Genomic DNA, 21,168 nt, shown 5'->3' on the forward strand with positions numbered 1-21,168 from the left:
CGGTGCCGGGTGAGGAAGGGCGGTGTCGGATCGGGCAAGCGGTGCCGGGTCGGGAACACGGTGTCTTACGACGTAAGGCAACCATACGATGTAAGGTAAAGGGAAGATGGGGGCCGGATGGGAGCGAGAAGACCTCGGGAGCCGCTGAGTCGGGAGCGGGCCCTCGCCGCGGCGATCGCGCTGGTGGACGCGGAGGGGCTGGCCGCGCTGACCATGCGCCGTCTGGCCGCCGGGCTCGGCGTCGAGGCGATGTCGCTCTATTACCACCTGCCGGGCAAGGAGGGGCTGCTCGACGGCCTGGTAGAGGCGGTCATCGCCGAGATCGAGGCCGCGGCGGAGGCGGCCGACGCGACGGTGGCCGGCGACGACTGGCGTACGCGTCTGCGACAGCGCTTCCTCGCCGCCCGCGCGGTGATGCTGCGCCACCCGTGGGCACCCGGCCTACTCGGCTCCCGCCCGACCGTGCCGCCCGGTGTGTACGCCTACTACGACCAGATCATCGCCACGTTGCGCGACGGCGGTTTCTCCTATCGCATCGCCCACCGTGCCCTGCACGCGTTCGGCAGTCTCGCGCTCGGCTTCGCCCAGGAGGTGTTCCGCCCGGCCGCGGCCGGTGGGGCGACCGATGTCGAGGTCGCCGAGGCGGAGCTGGCCGCGATGGCCGAGAAGCTGCCCCACCTGACGGCGATGGTGGCCGCCGAGGTGCACGAGGCGGACGATCCCACGCTCGGCTGGTGCGACTCGCAGACCGAGTTCGAGTTCACCCTCGACCTGCTCTTCGGCGGCCTCGAACGAGCCCGGGGGTGACGCCCGCAGCGGTCAGAGCGGCAGGAGGTCCTCGGCCAGGCCGCTCTTGACCTGCCACTCGCTCTCCGACCCGGTGGGCCAGGGAAAGCCGCCGCTGCCGAAGACGTGGTTCAGGTAGCCGACGAAGGAGGTGATCGTCTCACCGGCGAACAGGCCGTCCGTGGCCCCGTCGGGCAGCACGAAGCCGTACGGCTCGCCGCCGCTGGTGTTCTCCTTGTGCAGTCGGTCCGGCGCGACCGGGAGCACGAACACCCCGGACTCCTCGTCGGTGTCCTGCTCCTCCTGCCACTGCGCCCACTCCTCGTCGTAGTACTCGCGCAGGGACGATCCGTCGGGGTGGCGGGACCCCTCCAGCTCGATCACCAGCGGGTCGGCCGACGCCGAGGCGGCCCACTCCGGATGCGTGCCGACCAGCCACACGTCGCCCACCAGCCGGACCCAGGAGCACACCGTCATCGGCACCGCCTCGAACCGGTCCCGGAGCCAGTCGGCGTGCGCGTCGGCCTGTGTGGTCGGCGGGACGTGCGGGCGCGTCACCGGCGTCTCCTCGTCGTCGTTCTCGTGGAACCGGTAGCCGGCTGCGGTCAGCCGCGCCACCAGCACCTCGACGTTCTGCCGGGCCCGGTGGGCCATCTCGTCGCAGACGGACTGCGCCTCCTCGGCCAGCTCGGGGCGGAGCCGGATCCTGCTGCCCCACTGGTGCAGCTCGTGCCAGACCTGCTCCCGTTGGCCCCTGCGGTAGCGGCTGAGCCACTGCGGCGACGAGTTCATGGCCGCAGCATGGCGTACCCCTGCGACAGTCCGTCGACTCGGCGCGCCGCGCGGTGGAACTCGTCGTCCATAGGGGACGAATGGCGGCCGTCGCCGGGATCGTCGGGCACGCGGCTCCACCTTTCGGTCAATTGTCTGCCGCCGTTCGACGTAAGCCGGTCGTCAATTTGATCGATCACTTCTCGGGTCGCACACCTCGGTTTCCCAATATCTGCCAACCGGTCGGCTTAAAACGGTCTTATCGCCGCCACGGTGGTCGATCGGAAATCGACGGTCCTGCCTGCTGTAGACGGCGGTCGACCGTGCCCGGGCGGCCACTCGGCGCGCGTCGACCATGCCGGTAAGGGCGCACCTTGCTTGCTGTGATCCATGTCTCCTGTTAGAGTGAACGCCTCGGGAGCGCTCCCATGAAACAAGCCCGAAATCGGATCCACGCACGGGGACACGGCAGTAGGAATATCAGTGGGCCTAATCGGTGGAATCGAATACAGGGATAGCACGTGGGCTTTCAGACAGGTACGCACGACGGACTGGCCGAAGAGATCTTTCGCGAGCATCATCGGCGTCTGGAGTCCGCTTCGATCGCACTGACCCGTAATGCTCCGGTGCTCGGTCAGTTGCGGCGCAACGTCCACGCGATCGTCGCCGACGTGGTGGAGCAGTTCGACCTTCCGGCGCCGATCGTCGACCCGCCCGCCGAGATCGACGAAGTCGTCGATCATGCGTTGCTGCCCACCGAGATCGGGGTGGACCGCGCGTTGCGCAACATCCATCCGATCGAGTCGCTGCGGGCCGCCGCGCTGCTCTTCGAGGTCGCGCTGCCGATCATCCTGCGGCGTCACGTCATCACCGACCCGGCCCGGGTCGCTGCCGTCGCCCTCGCCCTGCACGACGCCATCGCCCGACGGGTGTCGCTCTCCTCGTTGGCGTACGTGAACTACCTGATCGAGAAGTTGCAGGCGTCGCGCCGCGAGGAGCGTCGCCGGATCGCCCGTGACCTGCACGACCGGCTCGGCCACTCGATCGGCCTCTCGTTACAACACCTCGACCTGTCCCGGCACTACGGCGCGCACGACCGGCCGCGGGCCGACGCCAAGGTCGGCGCCGCGATGCACGAGATGCGGGAGGCGCTGCAGACCGTGCAGGAGTTGACCGCCGAGCTGCGCCGCTCGTTCGGCGCGGACGGCATCGAGCCGGCCCTGCGGGGCTACCTCTCGTCCAGCGTGCCGGCCACCATCCGCACCGGGCTGACCGTCACCGGTGACGTCAAGGTCATGCCCCGGGAGGTCGGTGAGGAGTTGTACCTCATCCTGCGCGAGGCCGCGCGCAACGCGGTACGGCACGGCGAGGCCACCGAGCTGCGCATCACGATCGTCGCCACCGAGGACGCGATCAACGCCGAGGTGGTCGACGACGGTCGCGGCTTCGACCTGATCGACGCGCAGACCGCCGGTTTCGGGCTACGGTCCATGGCCGAGCGCGCCGACCTGCTCAACGGCCGGTTCACCATCACCTCGGCACCCGGCAGCGGCACGGTTGTCGCGGTCGAGGTGCCGCTCTACGGCCCCGAAGGATGAGCACGTCGGGCATCATCCGCGTGGTGGTGGTGGACGACCACAACCTGTTCCGCGAGGGCCTCAAGGAGGTGCTCGGCACCGATCCGGGCATCCAGATCGTCGGCGAGGGCGGCAGCGGCCCGGAGGCGGTCGAGCTGGTCGTCGCCCACCAGCCGGACGTGCTGCTGCTCGACGTGGAGATGCCCGGAGCGGGTGTCACCGAGACCATCCGGCAGGTGCTGCACCAGCGTCGCGAGGTGCAGATCATCGTGCTCACCATGCACGACGACGCCGAGTTGGTCCGTGAGGTGCTGGAGGCGGGCGCCAGCGCGTACCTGTTGAAGACGATCCTGCGCGACGAGTTGCTGGCGGCGGTCCGGTCGGTGCGCGGGCCGTCGGCGAACGTCCTGCTGGCGGTCTCGCGCGGCACGGTCGAGCAACTGGACCGCCGGCCGCCCGGCTCGGGCGGGCCGGGCACCGCGCTGACCCAGCGTGAACGGGAGGTCCTGGTCCTCGCCGCGAGTGCGCTGAGCAACCAGCAGATCGCCTCCCGGCTGCTCATCACCGAGGCCACCGTGAAACGGCATCTCACCAACGCGTACGCCAAACTCAACGCCGTGTCCCGGGTGGACGCGATCCGCAAGGCGGTCGCCCGCCGGATCATCTCCGACGGGCAGCGGCTCTCCCGCTGACCCGCAGCCGCCAGCGACAGGACCGGCGGGCGGTCACTCAGACCGCGAGGCACTGGGCGATCACCGTCAGGTGCACCGCGTACTGGGTGACCATGAAGGCGCGGTAGGGGCGGCGTCGGCGGCTGCGGTCGCCCTGGCTCAACCCGGTCAGGACGCAGACGCCCAGCACCACCGCACCGGCCAGCAGCAGTCCGGCCGCCGGCACCAGGGTCGGCTCGGCGACGGCGACCGTGGCCAGCCCCGCCGCGACGAGCAGCGCGCCGGCGGCGAGCAGTCGACGCGCGACACGTTCGGGCAGCACGATCGGCAGGGTGTGCCGACCGGCCAGCCGGTCGCCGGCCACGTCCGGCAGGTCCTTGGTCATGCCCACCAGGCCCATCCAGAACGACAGCGCCACGGCCACCGTCACCGCTCGTGGGTCCGGCACGCCGCCGCCGGCCGCGTGCCAGCCCGCCAGATAGGTGGCCAGGCCGCCGCCCACCACCACGCCGACGAAGCCGGGCAGGTTGGCCTTCTGCGGTCGGGGCGCCGCCGAGTAGAGCCAGCCGAGCGCCAGCATGGCCGCCACCAGGACGGTGAAGCCGGGGGAGACCAGCAGGCCGAGGGTCATCGCGAGGACGCTGAGGACGGCCGCCGCCCCACCGGCGGAGGTGGCGGACAGCGCGCCGGTGGCGAGCGGTCGGCCCGAGCCGTTGTGTCGGTCCTCGGTGCGGTCGCAGAGACCGTTGAGCAGATACACCTGCCAGGTGGCGCAGAGCCAGGCCAGTGCGCCCACTGTCAGGTCCCGTACCGCGGTCGGATGAAATGGCGGTGCGGCCAGCAGTGCGCCGGTCAGGAAGCGGAGCTGGAAGACGGCCTGCACCACCGGACGGCTCTCCGAGAATGAGAGGCCGACGACCCGGGACAGCGAACCGCCCGAGAGCGGATCCGCAATCGACTGAATAGACATCGGCGCCCCTCGAATAGCGACACGGCATTGATGCCTCTATTCTCGATCAGTCGGGTGGCAATTTGGCTCCACCGACGACGGCAGTCGTGTCTACTACTTTGGTGGTAGACCGTCTGCCACCTTCGCGCGACCGACGCACCACCTCCGTAGCTACCACTACTGCGGCCAATGCCGCATGTTTATGGTGGCCCTGCGACGCTGTTTCGACGAGCGGAAGCGAGACCGGGGGAAATGGTGCAGAAGATGATCTGGCCGGTGATGTCCGCCGGGTATCGACCGGCACCGCCGGCCGACGACCTGACGATCGCCGTGGTGGTCGACAACGAGGTGACCCGGCGGGGGGTGTCGGCCGTGGTCCAGCAGGTGCCGCAGGTGCGGTTGCGGGCCGGGTCGGACGGGGCGGACGTGGTCATCGCCTCGCCCCGGGCGCTCAGCCGCCCCGACCCGCTCCGGAGGCACGACGACGGGCGGCAGCACAAGCTTCTCGTGCTGCTCGACGAGCCGGACCAGGTGGACGTCGTGCGATGGCTGACGCCGGACGGCTACCTCCTGGCCGCTGACCTGACGCCGGAGTCCCTGCACCGCGCACTGGTGCAGGTGGCCGACGGCCAACTGGTGGTGCCGGCGGACCTGAGCCGGCACCTGCTCGGGTTGGCCACCGGTCGGACGCAGCGGGAACGCGGCCGGGCTCCGGTGCTCACCGCCCGTGAGCGGGAGACGTTGGCGCTGCTCGCCGAGGGGCTCAGCAACCGACAGATCGGCCGTCGGCTCGGTGTCTCGGAACACGGCGCCAAGCGTCTGGTGGGCAGCATCATGACCAAGCTGGACTCACCGAACCGCACCCTCGCGGTGGCGATCGCCCTGCGGGAACGGCTCATCCAGGCCGAACCGGCGTAGCCCGGGCCAGGTCCGCACCACCACCCGGTAGTCGGCGGTCCCGGTCAACGCGACCGAGGCCAGGTGCCCGTCGCCGAGCGGGAGATCCCGCACCACCCACGGACCGGGCAGGCCCGCCGCACCCCGGCAGCGCAGGCCACGACCGTACGGCTGCGAGCCGGCGACCCCTACCCGCAGTCCCTGCACCAGCCGCCCACCGCTGGCCTTCACGCAGGCCTCCTTGCGGGTCCAGTAGCGCAGGTACCACCAGTCCCGGGCCGGACCGCGCGCCCGGCCGACGCGGGACGCCTCGCCGGGCGGGTAGAACCGCGTCGCCAGCCGGTCCACCGGCGCCGGCGTGCCGTGCGGGTCGGGCCGGGCCAGTCGCTCCACGTCGACCCCGACCTCCCGTCCGCTGGTGACCGCCAACAGGGCAAGGTCGGCCGAGTGCGTCAGGTTGGCCTTCGTCTCCGGCCGTCCAAGCAGTGCCGGCTTGCCGTGCCGACCCCGGTGCCAGACCACCTCCTCCGGCGGTACGCCGAGATACCCGCCGAGGATCAACCGGCTGGTGGCGTGCGCGCGGATGTAGCGGCGGCGCAGCCGAGCGTCGCCGAGCCGGTCGGCCCGGCGACGCTCGTGCGGGTCCAGCAGGTGGGCCGGATCGGGATCACCGACGAGTGGACGGCCCAGCGGTATCCGCCAGACGTGGACGATTCCGTCGAGACGCATCACGGTGTCCCGGTCGCCGCCAGGACCCGTTCCTGCGCCGCCTCCGCCACCAGCAACTCCTCGATCTCCCGCAGGATCCCGGCGGCGTCGTCGCGGCCGAGGCGGGTGGTGTCGGCGCGTACGGTCAACTCCAGCCGGTCCGGCCCGTCCTCGATCACCTTGAGGAAGAAGGTCAACTCGTCCGTCTCGTACCCGGGACGGAAGGTGAGTCGGCTGGTCGCCTGCGCGCCACGCAGCCGTTCGGCGGTCACCTCCTCGGTCCGGCCCGTGTCCGGCCCGGCCTGTCGCAGGTCGTTGAAGTAGCAGGACGGATCGGCCGTCGCGGCCAGCGTGCCGCGCAGCGCGCTGATCTCCTGCCGGTCGCTGATCCCGCTCCGGTACGCCTTCACGGCCGTACCCCAGCAGCTCTTGACCAGCACGGCGAAGTCCTCGGCGGAGACGTCGACCGTGGCCGGCACGTCCTGCACCAGGTTGCCGACGTAGCCCCGCAGTTCCGCCCGGTGCCGGTTGCCGGCGATCAGGGTCATCGGCACCCGGCCGTGACCGGTACGTCGGCCGAGAACCTTCGCGGTGGCCGTGAGCAGCACGACCGAGCTGCCGGTGGCGTAGCGGGTGGCGAGGGCCTCCAGGGCCAGCTTGACCGCGCTGGAGTCGAGCGTGACGACGGCGTACCGGGGGTCCTCCGGCTCGCGGGGCGGGAAGATCGCCGACGGGGCGCTCGCCAGTTGCTCCCGCCAGTAGGCCAGCGAGCGTTCCTGGACCCGCCGTCCCGGCTCGCTCCGCTCGAACTCCGCCAACTCGACCGGCTGCATCGCGGGCGGTGGCAGCTCCTCGCCGACCAGCAGCCGGGCCAGTTCGCTGCCGATCACCCGGGTGCCCAGGTAGTCGGTGGCCGCGTGCGACACACAGGTGATGACCACCCGGGGCGCGCCGTCCAGGACACCGACGGCGGGCCGGATCGGCCACTCGGTGGTGTGGTCGAACCGGTGCCCCCGGACCCGTGCCTCCAGGTCGTCGACGAGCGCCCGTGGATCGGGGTCCTCGGCGGTGGCCTCGCAGATCTCCACCGGCAGCTCACCGGCGGCCGTCACCTGCTGCATCAGGTTCCCGTCCGGGTCCCGGTGGAACAGGGTGCGCAGCGCCTCGTGTCGGCGGACCAGGGCACCCAGCGCGGTGAGCACACCCGGCAGGTCCACCCCCTCGGGCACCGGGGTGAAGACCGTCGAGTTGTAGAAGGAGGTGTCCGGCATCTGCCGGTCGATGTCCACCCAGATGCTGCGCTGTCCCAGGGTGGCGGGGGCGAGCACGCCCCGCTCGCCGTCGATGCGTACCGCCTGCCGGGTCATTCGCGCCATGCCGCCGCCTCCTTCGCTGCCTGGTCGTGGTCGGTGGTTTTCGTGGTCGCGGTGCCCGCTCGCCGACGGACGAAGACGACGGTGGCGAAGACGGCGGCGATGCCGAGCAGGTTGGCGATCGCGATCGTCCAGTACAGCGGCTCGGGTCCACCGGCGGACCGGGCCAGGTAGCCGCCGACCGCCACGATGCCGCCGAAGTAGACGACGTTCAGGGCGATCGCGAGCGGCCCGCCGCCGACCTGCTCCAACACCGTGAGCGCGGCGAGGACCAGCCCCATCAGCACGAAGGTGGGCGCGACGATGCCGAGGTAGCGGGACGCCTCGGTGGCCACCGCCGGATCGGCGGCGGTCACCCGGGCCAGCCAGTCCCGGCCGGTCCAGACCAGCAGGGCGCAGACCACGTAGAACGCGGCGGTCACCTGGAGGCCGGCGCGCAGCACGCCGGGCATCCGGTGGCTCTCCCCGGCACCCCGGTACTGGTTGGCGACGATCGCGGTGGCTGCACCGATCGCCACCCCGGCGACGATCACCACGCTCTGCACCACGTACGCCACCGCGAAGCCGGAGACCACGGTCGCGCCGAAGGCGCTCACCACCCAGGTCAGCGCGAAGTTGCTGGCGAAGATCGCCACGTACGAGGCGAAGACCGGCAGGCCCACGCCGGCCAGCAGGCCGAGCAGGTCGGGTCGCCACGTCAGGGACGCGCCGGGCTGCCACACCCGGGTACGCCACAGCAGGTAGCCGCCGAGCGCGCTGCCGACCACGCCGGACGCGGCGATGGCGATCGGCACCGACCACAGGCCCAGGCCCAGACCGCCGGGCAGGCCGAGCGCGGCCACGCCGACGATCTCCACGGCGGCGGCGGCGAGCAGCACCGCGGCGCCCTCCCGGGGACGTCCGGCACCGCGCAGGGTGGCCCCGCAGAGCACCGACCCGAGCCCGAGCAGCGCGGCCAGACAGACCCACCGGACGAACCACACGAAGTCGCTCTGCGCCACCGGGTCGACCCCGAACAACCGGCCCATCCCGGGTGCGGCGAGACCGAGCAGCAGCAACACCACGACCGACGCCACGGCACCGATCCGGGCGAACCCGGCCAGCGCCCGGATGCGGCTGTCGGCGTCGTCACCGCTGAGCGCCGAGGCGACCTGGTTCGGTACGGCGAGCCCGGCGTGCAGGGCGATGATCACGAACATGATCGGGGTGAACAGCGAGCGGATGTAGAGCGCGTCGTCGCCCATCCGGCTCATCAGGGCGACCACCACGAGCGGGACCAGCACGCCCACCAGGTCGCCGAGAACCATCGGCGAGGCCTGGCGCAGCACCTGGCGGCGGTACTCAGTCATCGTCGAACCTGCCCTTGGTCAGTGCGTGACACACGGTGAGCCGCTGCATGTTGCGGGTGCCCTCCATGAACTCGACCCCCCGAGCGTCGCGGGCCAGCTTGTCCAGCCAGGGATGCTCGAACCGGGAACCCGGGCCGAGGATCCGCAACGCCTGCTGGGTGGCCTCCTCGGCGAGCTGGGCGGCCTGCGCCTTGGCGGCCGAGGCGTAGTAGCCGTTGCGGGCGTCCCGGTCCACCTCGTGGGCGGCGCGCAGGATCAGTCGGCGTGTGGTGTGCACGCGATGACCCAGCCGGTCCAGCTCGTCCCGACCCCGTCCGGACTGCGATCGAGCATACTCGATGGCCGCTCGGGCGATCCCCAACGCGATGGCGGCCACCCCGGGGCGCAGCAGGTTGAACGTCCGCAGCGCACTCCACATCCCGCGTGCCGAGGCCGGCAGGTGGGCGCCGAGCACCCGGCCGGGTGCCACCGGTACGCCGTCGAGGCGGATCGCGCTGATCTGCGCGCCGCGTAGACCGACGGTGTCCAGCGCCTGGGCGTGGTAGCCGGGGGCCGACGTCTCCACCAGCACCGCGACCACCCCGAGCGGCCCCGAGCCGGTACGCGCGAAGACCGTGCCCACCTCGGCGCGGGTCGCGTTGCCGACGTACCGCTTCTCGCCGTGCAGGGTCGCCGACCCGTCCGACGCCCTGCGGAGCCGCGTGCTCAGCGACATCGCGTCCGAGCCGCGCGCCGGTTCGGTCAGGGCGAAGAACGTCCAGGTGGGACGCGACCGCACCCGCTCGAAGTACCACTCCTGTTGGGCCTCGTCGCCGAGCATCCCGACCAGGACGCCGGAGAGCGAGGCGCCCGGCGAGGCGAGGAACATCCCGGCGTCGCCGAAGGCGATCTCCTCGGCGGCGACCACCCGCTCCACGGCGGTGCTGCCGTAGTACGTGTACCTGCCGATCCGCATCGGGTCCGGTTGCAGGTGCGCGGGGATCATCGTCTTGCCCACGTAGTTCACCGCGGGCAGGTCCAGGTGCCGGTAGACGGTGTCCGGGTCGCGTTCCAGCTCGAAGGCGTACGGCCGCAGCTCGGCGGCCCACTCCCGGGCGTGCTCGCGCAGCACGCGCAGCCGGTCATCCGGCTCGATGATCGCCATGGTCAACTCCGTCGAGGTACGCGTCGGCCAGCAGTTCGGACAGGTGCGCGATCCCGCCCGGCCCGTCGGTGAGGAAGCCGCCGGCACCGAGCAGCCGCAGCGACGCGCGGTCGGCGTCGGTGAGCTGCCGGTGCAGGTACGCGGCGAGGGACGGGTCCGGGTCGTGCTCCAGCGCGTCGAGGACCGCGGCGACGCCCTGCTGCTCGGTGACGATCTCGGCGAGGCTGCCCTGGACCAGTTGCTGCTGGATCAGTGGCACGCCACCGGAGGTCCGGCCGGTCAGGTACTCCCTGGCCTGGTCGAGCAGCCACTGCGAGACGCCGAGCCGCATCCAGGTCAGGCCGAGCACCCACCCGGCGGGTCGGTCGTCCATCCCGCCGGACCGGGGCTGCCACCCGGGCGGGCACAGCCCGTGTCCGCGCGGCCCGTGCACCGTCTCCGGTGCGCCGGTCGCGGTCACCAGCGCCGTCCAGCCCGCCACCAGTCCGTCCCGCCGGGCGATCGTCCGGCAGTCGGCCGGCGTGACCACCGTCTGCGCGGTCACCACGTCGGGTCCCAGGCGAGCACGTTGAGGTAGCGCAGCACCGGGTCGTACTCGACCAGCACGGTCCGGCCGGTCAGACGCCGGGCGGTGGTCCAGATGCCGGTGCAGAGCGCGCCCGGTGCGACCCGGTGCACCCGCTCGGCCCGCCGCGCGGCCTCGGCGGTGACCGGCACGTCGTACCCGGCCACCAGCGCGAACGGTCGCTCGTCGTAGGCCCGGATCTCGTCCAGGAGGTCGACCAGCAGCGCCGCTGCCGCCGTCGGGTCGACCCCGGTGCGCTGAGCGAGCAGCACCCCGGCCTCGCCGGGCGCGGTCGGCCGGAGGGCGTACGCCACCGCGACGTCCTCGGCCGGTACCCGTTCGGTCGCCGCCACCTCCCACGGGAGGTTGCGCTGGTCGAGGACGACCAGTGCGGTACGGGCGTCGGCTGCCGCGTCGCGCAGGTGGTCGGCGGCCAGCCGCAGTGCGGTGAACGGAGCGGTGACGCCCTGGTCGCTGACGCAGAACACGGTCGGGCGGCCGGGTGCCGCCTCGACCAGGTAGCACCCGGCCGAGGCCCGGGAGTCGATGTCCGGGGTGGCGAACGCGAGGACGATCCGCCCCAGCGCGTCCACGCCCGGAGTCAGCTCGGCCACCACCGTCGAGGCCATCGTGGTGTACGAGGTGACCTGGGCCCGGGCGAGGAACTCCGGGTCGTAGGAGCGACCGTAGGCGCCCACCATGTCGGCGAGGTAGCGGTCCAGGCCGTCGTCCTCGATCGGCCCGTTGCCGCGGAAGGTACGGGCGGCGGACGCCGCCGACCGGACCGGCAGCTCCCGCAGGAGGCCGGTCCGGTCGGCGGCGAGCCGTGGTGCGACTGTGGTGAACACGGTCAGCGGCTCACGTGCTCGTTGACGTACTCGGAGAGGGTGGTGACGCTCTCGAAGTGCCGCTGCTCCAGGTCGTCCGGGTCGAACTCGGCGCCCAGCTCGTTCTCCAGTTCGAGCAGCAGCTCCAGCACGCTGGTCGAGTCCAGCCCGAGGTCGTCGAAGAGCCGGGTGTCCGGGGTGATGGTCGCCGCGTCCCGCTTGAGGACGGCGGCGAGCGCGGTACGGACGCTGGCCACCACGGCCTCGTCCACCACCGGCGCCTGGGGCTGCCCCTGCACAATCGTCTCGGTCATGACACACGAATCCTTTCGTTCGAGGGGTGTCCGTTGCTGGTGACGGTCGACACGAGCCGGGCCGGTGCGGCCAGCTCGTCGTGCGTCGGCTGTCGGCTGAGCAGGTCCTCCGGGTCGTCCCGGTGCCGGACCAGGTAGGCGTGTCCCTCGTGGACCAGCACCTCGGCGGGATAGCCGTGGCTGAGGAAGTGCACGGGGGAGGCGGTCGGCCCGTACGCGCCGGAGCGCAGCACCCCGATCAGGTCGCCGGGACGGACCGTCGGCAGCGGCACGTTCTTGCCGATGGTGTCGTTGGGCGTGCAGAGCGGGCCGGTCACCTGCCACTCCGCCACGGCCGGCTCGGCCGGACGGTTGAGCAGGACCATCGGGTAGTTGCGCTTGACGAAGGAGCCGGTGCCGACGGCCGCCATGTGGTGGTTGGTGCCACCGTCGGCGACGGCGAAGCGCTGGCCCATCGACTCCTTGACGTAGCGGACGCCCACCACGTAGACGCCGGCGGGCGCGGTCAGGTACCGCCCCAACTCCATGATCACGCGGGTGTCCGGATGCCGGTCGCGGAACGCCTCGACCACCGGGTTGACCCGCTCGGCCACCAGGGCCGGGTCGAGGTCGGTCTCACCCTCGAAGTACGCCACGCCCAGCCCGCCGCCGATGTCGACCATCTCCAGCGGGAAGCCGTGCCGATGCGCGAGCCGCTCGGCGAGGTCCAGGATCCGCGCGGTGTTCTCGGCGATGACCTCCTCGCTGAGGATCCGCGTGCCCAGGTAGGCGTGCACGCCCATCACCCGGACGTGGGGGAACGCGCCCAGGTCGGGCGCGGCGATGAGCTGCGCCTCGTCGATGCCGAACTGTCGGGGCTTGCCGCCCATGGTCAGCCCGCCGCCCTTGACCGCGAACTCCGGGTTGACCCGGAGCGCGACCGGCGCCACGACGTCGTGCTCGGCGGCCACCTCGTTGAGCAGTTCCAGCTCGCCGAAGGACTCGACGACCACCGCGTACACCTGCTCGCGCAGGCATGCTGCCAGCTCGTCGCGGCTCTTGCCGGGCCCGAGGAAGATGATGTCCCGGGGTGCCACCCCGGCCCGCCGCGCGGTGATCAGCTCGGTCAGCGACGACACCTCGGCGCACGCGCCGTAGCCGTGCAGCACCGCGCAGACCGACAGGTTGGGGTTGGCCTTCAGCGAGAAGAACATGTCCACGGCGGGGTGCAGCCGGTCCCGCAGGCCCTGGTACTGCCGCCGCAACTGCTCGCCGTCGTAGACGAACATCGGCGTGCCGAAACGCTCGGCCAACTCGGTGATGCCGATGCCCTGCACGTCGTGCTCGGCGGTCATGATCCGGTCCTTTCGGTCAGGCCGGCGACCACGCCGGCCACGTGTTCGTCGAGCTGGCGGACCCGCTCCTCGGTCGGGGCGATGACCAGCGCGTAGAGCCGGCCGTCGAAGCCGCCGTCGCCACCGGCCGCGGCGTTGACCGTGGCGAAGTTGTTCACCAGGACGCCCTCCTCGCCGGCCCGGGTGAGCAGGACGTCGCCGAGCGCCCGGTCCAGCCGCTTGAACGGCAGCGGCTCGGGCAGCCGCAGCGGGTACTGCCGGGCCAGTGCCACCCAACCGGCGGGAACGAAGCGCTCCTGCAACGGGAGCTGGTAGGTGGACATGTTGTTGCGGGCGTTGATCTCGGTGACCGGGAAGAGGCGCTCGTCGTCGCCGACCATCGCGTCCACGCCGACCACCCCGACGTAGCCGTCGGCGTGCAGCCGCTCGCCGAGCAGCCGGGCCGCCTCCCGGATCTCCGCCTCCTGGCGCGCGTCCAGCCGGGCCGGGATGCGGTGTCCCTTGTGCACGCCGGACTCGGTGATCGCCTCCTTGACGAAGTCGAACCGGACGTCGCCGTCGCGCCCCACGGTCATCTGGTAGTTGAGGTCGGCCCGCTTGGCCACGAACTCCTCCACCACCAGGGCGACCCGGTCGGAGCCGGTGGTGCGCGCCTTGCGGCTCACCATCCGGTCCATCTGGTCCAGCCGACGCGGGTCGTCGACCACGACGATGCCCTTGCCGGAGACCCCGTACGCGTCCTTGACCACCACCCGGCGGCCGGCGGCCAGTGCCTCCGTGGCCCAGGCGACCGCCGCCGACCACTCGGCGATCGTGACGCAGCCCCGACCGGCCGGCTGCCGCAGGCCCACCTCGTCGGCGACCTGGCGGCTGTAGACCTTGCTGTTGACCGCCTTGCAGGTCTGCGCGGAGCTGCCGGCGATCCGGACGCCGGTGCGGGCGGCGATCTCCTCCTCCAGCACCGAGACGCCGTGCACCGACAGGTACGCGCCCTGCTCCGCCCACTGCGCCATCCGGCCCAGCAGCTCCTCGTCGGCGAGTACGTCCTGGCTGACGGTGTGCTGCGGGTTCTGCGCCGAGACGGTGTGGATCTCCGGCAGCTCGACGCCCAGGCCGGTGAGGAAAGCCAGGTAGTCGGGATCGGGGGCGGCCTTGAGCAGCACCCGGTCACCCGGACCGGCGAGCAGCAGCGCGAACTCGTCCATCCGGTTCACCACCGCGCTGCCGGTGCCGAACGCCATCCGGGGCAGGCCCGGCTCGTCCTCGCCCCACACGTCCTCCACCTCGAAGTTGCCGAGGAAGACGAAACGCGCGTCCGGGCCGCCGGTCACCGCGGTCTTGAGCCGGGGTATGAACGGTGTGGTCATCATGCCTCCTAGTGCTCGAAGACCATGGCGGAGAAGGTCGCGCCGAGTCCGACGGCGACCATCAGGTAGCGGTCGCCCGGCGCGAGCCGCTCCAGTTCCAGGGCCGTCTGGTAGTTGATGAAGGAGTCGGCGCAGAAGCAGTGGCCGGTCGAGGCGACGTTGTCCAGCAGCACCCGGTCCACCGGGTAGCCGAGCTGCTTGCACAGCCGGACCCAGGAGAGCCGGTTCACGTTGTGCGGCAGGATCAGGTCCACGTCGGAGAGGGCGACACCGGCCTTCTCCACCGCCGCCAGGACCACCTCGGCGAGACCGTCCTGATAGATCGCCTCGAACTCGGCGGCCCGTGCGGCGTCCATCCGCAGCCCGGCGTTGAACTGCCCGTACGTCCGGGTGGCGTAGCCCAGCAGCCGGTCGTGGCCGCCGCCGAGGCCGACCAGGACGGCGGCCGAGCCCTCGCCCATGAAGGTGGTGTTCGGGATGAGCTGCGCGGTGGGAGTGAACGCCTTCTCCCCGGCGAAGACCAGGGCCAACGCGTCCGGGTCACCGTCGGCGGCCAGCAGTTCACCGGCGAGGTGCACGGCGAGCAGCCCCGACGCGCAGGCGTGCTGGGTGACCGCGAACGACACCGCGTGCTCCAGACCGAGCGCGGTGCGGACCTGGTGCAGCGGGTTCTCCGGGTACGGCGCCACGGTCTGCAGGGTGCGGGCCTGGAGCACGTACCTGACCTGGCTCTCGCGTCCGGTCAGCGCGGTCAGCTTGCCGGCCGCGTTGATCATCATCTGGGCCAGGTCGCCGTCCGGGTCGTAGCGCACCTCGGACAGGCCGTAGAAGCGGCGGAACGTCGCCACCTGCTTCGGGTCCATCGCCAGTCGGGCACCGATCTCCTCGATCGGTACGACCGTCGACGGGAGATGGGCGGAGACCGCCTCGATGGTCGTCACCGGGCACCCGCGGGCTGCTGCTCGGCGATCAGCTCGGTGAGGTGCGCGGTCAGTTCGTCGATGGTCGGGTGGTCCCAGACCAGGGTCTCGCTGAGCCGCATGTCCAGGTGCGTCTCGATGTCGCCGCAGAGGGCGAGCGCGTAGACCGAGTCCAGGCCGTACTCGGCGAGGCGGACGCTGGGGTCGATCTCGTCCTCGGGCCGGCGCAGGTACTCCGCGACGCAGCGGGTCAACCAGGAACGCAGGTCGCCCGCGCCCTCGGCGTTGGATGCCATGTGGGTTTCCTTCCTCGGATGGTTGGCGGTGCGGACTGGCTCCCGGGTCACCCCGGCAACGCCCGGCGGGACAGGTCGAAGCTGCGTCGCTCCGCGTGCCGGGCGGCCAGTTCCTGATAGAGCGGCTCGCGGTGGCGGCCGGCGCGGTCGTCGCCGGCACGGCCGAGGCTGCGGGCCAGCCGGTCCAGTGCCGCGGTGACCCAGGCCGGGCCGTCGTCGCGGGCCAGCCAGACGTTCAGGCAGGCCGAGGCGGCGAGCACGGTGGCGTACCGGGCGGGCAGGTCGAGCACCTCGACGCGGGCGTCCACGCCCAGGTCCGAGGGGTGCAGCGCGGCTCCCGCCTCGGCGAGGTCACGCAGTTCGGCCCGGAACTGCTCGGCCACCAGACGGAGCCGCTGCTGCTCCGGCCCGGCATCGAGCCGGTCGACGGCCGCGCCCAGCGACCCGGCCAGGCCGTCCAGCCCACCGGCGGAGACCCGCAGCCGGTCGAACGGCAGCTCGGGCAGCTCCTCGCCGATCCGGAACAGCGCCGGGTCGGCCGGCTCCGGGTGCACCCAGCCGCGCCGTGCCAGCAGCGGTACCTGGGGAAGCATGGTGCCCAGGCAGGCGACGCGGGCGGCGTGCCCGAACCCGGCCGGGGCCAGGTCGCGCAGCAGCTTCTGGAAGATCGCGTACCGGCCCTCACGCAGGTAGAAGTGCGCCCCGAGGACCAGGGAGAGCTGGTGCATCGAGTCCATCAGCCGCTTGGCGACCAGGTACTTCACCGCGGAGGCGTACATGCTGGTCTGGCCGGGCAGCAGGTGCAGCGCGCGGGCCGCGACCAGCCCGAGGCTGTCGCAGATCAGCAGATCCAGGTACGCGTCGACGAGCAGCCGCCGCACCTCGGGCTGGTCGGCGACGCGGTGCCCGTAGAGGTGCCGGTCGGCGGCGAAGTCCATGGTCGACCGCAGGCCCGAGTCGAGGACACCGGCGAGCATGCTGGGGATCGCGGTGCGGGTGAGCTGGAACGAGCGCAGCGCGGTCTCGATGCCCTGACCGGGCCGACCCACCACCGCCGCGTCGTCCACCGGGCAGTCGGTGAACTCGATGCCGCCCAACTGCACACCGCGCATCCCCACGCTCGGGTAGCGGGCCAGGTCACGCACCGCGCCGTCCGGCACGGTCTGCTTGTCCACCAGGATCTGCGAGTGGCTGCGGCTGCCCGGCCGCTCGTCGGTACGGGCCAGCAGCACCAGCCCGCGTGCCCGCGTGACGTTGGTGACGACCTCCTTGCGCCCGGTCAACCGCCACCCACCGGTCGTGCCCGGCCGGGCCGCGAACTCGGCGCGGGAGAAGTCGTTGCCGTGCGCCAGCTCGTGGTACGCCGAAGCGATCTTCTGGTTGGACAGCAGCGTGTCGGCGACCCAGCGGGTCTGCGTCGGCGAGCCGGCGGCCCACACGTTGACCGACGAGATGAACGAGCTGACGCCGTAGCCGAGGCCCAGCGACGGGTCCCGCCGGAACACCGTGCGCAGCACCTGGATCAGGTCGTCGGCCCCGGCCAACCGCCCGCCGTGGCGGCGCGGCACGAACTCGGCGTTGAGGCAGTACGCGTCGAGGGCCCGCTCGGCGGTGTCGAACACCTCGTCCTTCTCGTCGGCGGCCAGCGCGGCGGCGGCGCCGGTCGGGTTGCCGTCGTCGGACGGGTCGCCGAGCAGGTGTTCCAGCTCGTCCAGCCGGGCGGGGGCCGTCATGACAGCTCCTTGAGGTCGTCGGTGAGCCGGTCGAAGGCGGCGGGATCGGGCCGGAGACCGCCGAGGCGACCGACGACCAGGGCCAACGTGGCGGCAAGTTCCGGCCGGGCGGGCTCGGCGGACCACCGGTGCAGTACGGCGGCGGCGGCCAGGCACCACTCGTACCGTCGGGCCAGCTCGAACGCCTCGACCCCGGCCGTCACGCCCTGCGGCGGCAGGGCCGCCATCTCGTCGTGCAGCCGCTCGGCGGAGTCCAGGACGTGCGCGGCGAGCCCCAGCACGCTCTCCGGCGCCGTGGCGCGGATCTGTTCGACCAGGAACGGCAGGCTCTGCACCAGGCTGCATCCGGCGCGGGAGAACAGCTCCAGGCGACCCGGGTCGGTGGGCGCGCCGATCTCGACGCCGCGCAGTCCGGCGACGTCCCGGACCCGCTGCCGCCACCCGGCCACCAGACGCGGGAACTGGGTGATCAGCGAGTGTCGGTTGACGAAGGTGTTGCCGTCGAAGATGCCCACGATGCGGTGGTCCCGTTCCAGCTTCTGGAACGCGCCGTCGGCGTACACGGTGGTCAGGAACGCGCGGGCACCGAGCAACTCGCCGCAACGCGCGATCGCCTCGTCGACCAGGGTCGGTGCCAGCGCCTTCGCCACCGCCGAGTAGACGCTCATCTCGCCGGGTAGCGCACCGGCCGCCCGCCCGGCGAACAGCACCACCGACTCGGCCACCAGCGCGGCGGCGGAGATCTCCCCGAAGCTGCGCCGCACGTGCGGCAGTTCGATCAGCCGACGGCCGTAGAGTTCCCGCTCCCGCACGTATCGCAGGGTCAGCTCCCGGGCGTGGTCGACCGCGCCGAGCGAGAGCCCGGCCGCCATCACCCGGGTCAACTGGAGTGCCTTGAGCACGATCTCCAGGCCCGCGCCGGGCCGCCCGACCAGCGCCTGCGTCGACACCACCGCACCGTCGAACGAGATGCCGCTGATGTCCGCGCCCCGGATGCCGTGGGTACGCGCCTTCGGCAGCGTCCGGAAGCTGCCCGGGGTGAGCCGGTCCTTGTCGACCAGGAACAGGCTGTGGCCGCGTGCCCCGCCGTCGGCCGAGGTGCGGGCGAGCACGCAGATCGTCTCGGCCCGGGTGGCGTTGTTGATCGGCCACTTCTCGCCGTCCAACCGGTATCCGTCCGGGCACTCGGTGGCGGTCAGCTCACCGGCCACCAGGTCGCTGCCGTGCCCACGCTCGGTCAGTGCCCAGGAGACCACCGCACCGGCCCGGATCCGCGCACCGAGCCGCTCAGCCCGCTCCGGGTCACCGGCCACCCAGACGCAGACCGCACCCAGATAGGTCTTGGCGTGCGCGATCGCGGCGGTCAGGTCGTGCCGGGCGATCGTCCGGACCACCTCGACGAGCTGCGCGTGATCGGTCAACGCGCCGCCGAGGCGCGCCGGCACGTACCAGTCGGGCACCCCCAGCTCGTCCAGCAGCCGGACGGCGTCGGTCGGGAACGTCTCGGTCCGGTCCAGCTCGGCGACCCGGTCCGGCCGGAACGGCCCGGCCGTGGCCAGGACGGCGTCCAGCAGGCCCGGCGAGGTGGTGACGGCGCTCATCGGGCCACCCCGGCCAGCTCCCGGTCCCGGTCGGCGGCGTCCAGGTGGGCGCGCACCTCCGGAGTGAGGTCGGCGTACGTGCCGACGAGCGAGCCCTCCTGGAAGGCACGACGGACCGCGACCCGCTGGATCTTGCCGCTGGTGGTCCGGGACACCCCGCCCGGGCGGACCAGCAGCACGCTCGCCTCCACCCCGAACTCGCGGGACAGCCGGTGCCGCACCGCCGCCGAGATCCGGGCCAACTCCTCCGGCGTCGCCCGCCCGGCCCGCACCTCGTGCACCAGGACCACCTGCTCCTCGGGCACCGGCACGCTGAACGCGGCACCGACCCCGAGTGCCAGCGCGGGGTGCACCGCGCGCGCCTCGGCCTCCAGGTCCTGCGGGTACAGGTTGCGACCCCGGATGATCAGCAGTTCCTTGATCCGCCCGGAGATGTACAGCTCGTCGTCGAGGCGTACCCCGAGGTCGCCGGTGCGCAGGAAACCGCGCTCGCCACAGGCGGTCCCCGCGTCGAAGACGGCGGCCGTGGCCTCGGGGTTCTCCCAGTAGCCCCGGGCGACACCCGGGCCGCGCAGCCAGATCTCACCGACCTCGCCGTCGGGGAGCAGCACGTGGCGCTCCGGGTCGACGATCCGGATGTCCATCTCGGACGTCGTGCCGCAGCCGACCAGGTCACGGGTCGCCTCGTCGGCCTCCGGCCCGACCGGTCGGGCCCGCCCCCGGGCCAGGTGCGCGGCGTCGACGCGGGTGATCCGGGGGAGTCGGTACTGCCCGGCGCAGGAGACCGCCAGCGTCGCCTCGGCCAGCCCGTAGCCGGGGCCGATCGCCTCCGGCCGCAGTCCGTAGCGCGCGAACCGGTCGCGGAAGCGGGCCAACGTGCTCGCCTGGACCGGTTCGGCGCCGTTGACCGCCACCCGCCAGCGGGACAGGTCCAGACCGGCCAGCCTCTCCTCGGCGATCCGGTTCAGGCACATCTCGTAGGCGAAGTTGGGTGCCGGGGAGATCTGCACGTCGAAGCGGTCGACCAGGAACAGCCAGCTCTGCGGGTGTCGCAGGAACACCGAGGCGGGCATGTGCACGGTGGTGCTGCCGACGTACAGCGGGGAGAGGAAGAGCCCGATCAGGCCGAAGTCGTGGTGCATCGGCAGCCAGCCGCCGTGCCGGGCGTCCGACGGCGCACCGAGGATGCGCTGGTACACCCCCGCGTTGTCGGCCAGGTTGCCGTGTGTCACCACCACGCCCCGGGGCTGGCTGGTGGACCCGGACGTGTACTGGAGGAAGGCGATCCGGTCCGGGTCGTCGGGCAGGGCGCGGAACCGCCCGACGTCGGGCAGCGCGGTCGCGTCGGTCACTAGGCACGGCAGGTCGCCCACCCCGGCCGCCTCCGCCCAGGCGGCCACGTCACCGGCCACCCGTTCCTCGGTGAGTAGGGCGGCGGCCCGCGCGTTGCGGACGATCGCGGTCAGTCGCTGGCTGCGGTGCTGCTGCCCGTCCGGCACCGGCACCACGATCGGGATCACCCCGGAGTACAGGCAGCCGAGGACGGCGAGGGCCAACTGCGGACCCGGCGGGTAGAGCAGCATCGCCCGGTCACCGGCGTCCAACCGGTCCTGAAGCAGCGCGCCGACCCGACGGGCCGCGTCGTGGATCTGGGCGTACGAGTAGTTGATCGGGGCGTCGTCGCGCATCGGGTCGGCCACGTAGGTGAACGCGGTCCGCTCGCCGAACCGGGCGACGTTGACCTCCATCCGGGCACTGAAGCTGGTCACCGTTCACGCTCCTGCTGAGTCGTCTGAATCGAGATCGCTCGGTTGGGGCACAGTTGCGCGGCCTCCCGTACGGCCGGGACCCGATCCGGCTCCGGCTCGGCCACCAGCAGCACGACCGTCCCGTGGTCGTCCTCGTCGAACACCTCCGGCGCGAGCCGGACGCAGTGGCCCGCGCCGAGACAGCGCTCCACCGCGACGGTGAGCAGGACCGTCATCG

At 72.2% G+C, this 21,168-nt stretch carries 21 protein-coding genes; 4 read left to right on the forward strand and 17 right to left on the reverse strand.

The annotated features are described in order from the left end of the window. Nucleotides 1-117 precede the first annotated feature (117 nt). The gene (locus ACQVFL_RS00280; RefSeq protein WP_396691963.1) at nucleotides 118-807 is read left to right on the forward strand and encodes a TetR/AcrR family transcriptional regulator C-terminal domain-containing protein; all 690 of its coding nucleotides are present in this window, start codon (nucleotides 118-120) and stop codon (nucleotides 805-807) included. Nucleotides 808-819: 12 nt separating this feature from the next. On the opposite strand, the gene ACQVFL_RS00285 is transcribed toward ACQVFL_RS00280, so the two are convergent. Then, complete coding sequence (locus ACQVFL_RS00285) at nucleotides 820-1,578, reverse strand: hypothetical protein (protein ID WP_431728283.1); 759 nt, start codon at nucleotides 1,576-1,578, stop codon at nucleotides 820-822. A gap of 500 nt (nucleotides 1,579-2,078) precedes the next feature. On the opposite strand from ACQVFL_RS00285, the gene ACQVFL_RS00290 reads away from it, so the two are divergent. Beyond that, nucleotides 2,079-3,155 carry a sensor histidine kinase gene (locus tag ACQVFL_RS00290; protein WP_396691965.1) on the forward strand — a complete coding sequence of 359 codons (1,077 nt, stop codon included), beginning with the start codon at nucleotides 2,079-2,081 and terminating at the stop codon, nucleotides 3,153-3,155. Then, a complete protein-coding gene (locus ACQVFL_RS00295) occupies nucleotides 3,152-3,826 on the forward strand; it encodes a response regulator (RefSeq protein ID WP_396691966.1) in 675 nt (224 codons plus the stop codon). The genes ACQVFL_RS00290 and ACQVFL_RS00295 overlap by 4 nt, the downstream gene beginning before the upstream one ends. Nucleotides 3,827-3,863: 37 nt before the next feature. Here the strand turns inward: ACQVFL_RS00295 and ACQVFL_RS00300 are convergent, their stop codons facing one another. Next, entirely contained in the window at nucleotides 3,864-4,775 is a 912-nt protein-coding gene (locus ACQVFL_RS00300) for a UbiA family prenyltransferase (protein ID WP_396691967.1), read from the reverse strand. Nucleotides 4,776-5,018: 243 nt separating this feature from the next. Between ACQVFL_RS00300 and ACQVFL_RS00305 the strand changes: the two genes are divergently transcribed. Beyond that, on the forward strand, nucleotides 5,019-5,672 hold the full coding sequence (locus ACQVFL_RS00305; protein WP_396691968.1) for a helix-turn-helix transcriptional regulator: 654 nt from the start codon (nucleotides 5,019-5,021) through the stop codon (nucleotides 5,670-5,672). On the opposite strand, the gene ACQVFL_RS00310 is transcribed toward ACQVFL_RS00305, so the two are convergent. The 15 genes from ACQVFL_RS00310 to ACQVFL_RS00380 are packed head-to-tail and all read right to left on the reverse strand — an operon-like array spanning nucleotide 5,604 to nucleotide 21,166. Then, nucleotides 5,604-6,380: a 4'-phosphopantetheinyl transferase family protein gene (locus ACQVFL_RS00310; protein ID WP_431728284.1), complete on the reverse strand. Its 777-nt coding sequence runs from the start codon at nucleotides 6,378-6,380 to the stop codon at nucleotides 5,604-5,606. The genes ACQVFL_RS00305 and ACQVFL_RS00310 overlap by 69 nt on opposite strands. Continuing rightward, entirely contained in the window at nucleotides 6,380-7,735 is a 1,356-nt protein-coding gene (locus ACQVFL_RS00315; protein WP_396691970.1) for a condensation domain-containing protein, read from the reverse strand. Before ACQVFL_RS00315 ends, ACQVFL_RS00310 begins: the two co-directional genes overlap by 1 nt. After that, nucleotides 7,723-9,081, reverse strand: coding sequence for an MATE family efflux transporter (locus tag ACQVFL_RS00320; RefSeq protein ID WP_396691971.1), 1,359 nt, complete (start codon nucleotides 9,079-9,081; stop codon nucleotides 7,723-7,725). Before ACQVFL_RS00320 ends, ACQVFL_RS00315 begins: the two co-directional genes overlap by 13 nt. Next, complete coding sequence (locus ACQVFL_RS00325) at nucleotides 9,074-10,225, reverse strand: acyl-CoA dehydrogenase family protein (RefSeq protein WP_396691972.1); 1,152 nt, start codon at nucleotides 10,223-10,225, stop codon at nucleotides 9,074-9,076. Before ACQVFL_RS00325 ends, ACQVFL_RS00320 begins: the two co-directional genes overlap by 8 nt. Further along, on the reverse strand, nucleotides 10,203-10,769 hold the full coding sequence (locus ACQVFL_RS00330) for an acyl-CoA dehydrogenase family protein (RefSeq protein WP_396691973.1): 567 nt from the start codon (nucleotides 10,767-10,769) through the stop codon (nucleotides 10,203-10,205). Before ACQVFL_RS00330 ends, ACQVFL_RS00325 begins: the two co-directional genes overlap by 23 nt. Beyond that, nucleotides 10,766-11,638, reverse strand: a complete 873-nt coding sequence (locus tag ACQVFL_RS00335) for a hypothetical protein (protein WP_431728285.1) — start codon at nucleotides 11,636-11,638, stop codon at nucleotides 10,766-10,768. Before ACQVFL_RS00335 ends, ACQVFL_RS00330 begins: the two co-directional genes overlap by 4 nt. Before the next feature lie 2 nt (nucleotides 11,639-11,640). Beyond that, nucleotides 11,641-11,931, reverse strand: coding sequence for an acyl carrier protein (locus ACQVFL_RS00340; protein ID WP_396691975.1), 291 nt, complete (start codon nucleotides 11,929-11,931; stop codon nucleotides 11,641-11,643). After that, nucleotides 11,928-13,265: a type III PLP-dependent enzyme gene (locus ACQVFL_RS00345; RefSeq protein ID WP_431728286.1), complete on the reverse strand. Its 1,338-nt coding sequence runs from the start codon at nucleotides 13,263-13,265 to the stop codon at nucleotides 11,928-11,930. The genes ACQVFL_RS00340 and ACQVFL_RS00345 overlap by 4 nt, the downstream gene beginning before the upstream one ends. After that, a complete protein-coding gene (locus ACQVFL_RS00350) occupies nucleotides 13,262-14,632 on the reverse strand; it encodes an ATP-grasp domain-containing protein (protein WP_396691977.1) in 1,371 nt (456 codons plus the stop codon). The genes ACQVFL_RS00345 and ACQVFL_RS00350 overlap by 4 nt, the downstream gene beginning before the upstream one ends. An 8-nt stretch (nucleotides 14,633-14,640) precedes the next feature. Beyond that, nucleotides 14,641-15,573 (reverse strand): 3-oxoacyl-[acyl-carrier-protein] synthase III C-terminal domain-containing protein, encoded by a 933-nt coding sequence (locus tag ACQVFL_RS00355; RefSeq protein WP_396691978.1) that lies wholly within the window; start codon nucleotides 15,571-15,573, stop codon nucleotides 14,641-14,643. Then, nucleotides 15,570-15,848: an acyl carrier protein gene (locus ACQVFL_RS00360; protein WP_396691979.1), complete on the reverse strand. Its 279-nt coding sequence runs from the start codon at nucleotides 15,846-15,848 to the stop codon at nucleotides 15,570-15,572. The genes ACQVFL_RS00355 and ACQVFL_RS00360 overlap by 4 nt, the downstream gene beginning before the upstream one ends. Nucleotides 15,849-15,895: 47 nt before the next feature. Then, the gene (locus ACQVFL_RS00365) at nucleotides 15,896-17,581 is read right to left on the reverse strand and encodes an acyl-CoA dehydrogenase (protein ID WP_396691980.1); all 1,686 of its coding nucleotides are present in this window, start codon (nucleotides 17,579-17,581) and stop codon (nucleotides 15,896-15,898) included. After that, nucleotides 17,578-19,182: an acyl-CoA dehydrogenase family protein gene (locus ACQVFL_RS00370; RefSeq protein ID WP_431728287.1), complete on the reverse strand. Its 1,605-nt coding sequence runs from the start codon at nucleotides 19,180-19,182 to the stop codon at nucleotides 17,578-17,580. The genes ACQVFL_RS00365 and ACQVFL_RS00370 overlap by 4 nt, the downstream gene beginning before the upstream one ends. After that, nucleotides 19,179-20,951, reverse strand: coding sequence for a fatty acyl-AMP ligase (locus ACQVFL_RS00375; protein ID WP_431728288.1), 1,773 nt, complete (start codon nucleotides 20,949-20,951; stop codon nucleotides 19,179-19,181). Before ACQVFL_RS00375 ends, ACQVFL_RS00370 begins: the two co-directional genes overlap by 4 nt. Further along, nucleotides 20,948-21,166, reverse strand: a complete 219-nt coding sequence (locus tag ACQVFL_RS00380) for a ferredoxin (protein ID WP_396691983.1) — start codon at nucleotides 21,164-21,166, stop codon at nucleotides 20,948-20,950. Before ACQVFL_RS00380 ends, ACQVFL_RS00375 begins: the two co-directional genes overlap by 4 nt. Between the last annotated feature and the right edge of the window lie 2 nt (nucleotides 21,167-21,168).

Source organism: Verrucosispora sp. TAA-831, from assembly GCF_050780145.1.
In the GTDB taxonomy this organism is placed as follows: domain Bacteria; phylum Actinomycetota; class Actinomycetes; order Mycobacteriales; family Micromonosporaceae; genus Micromonospora.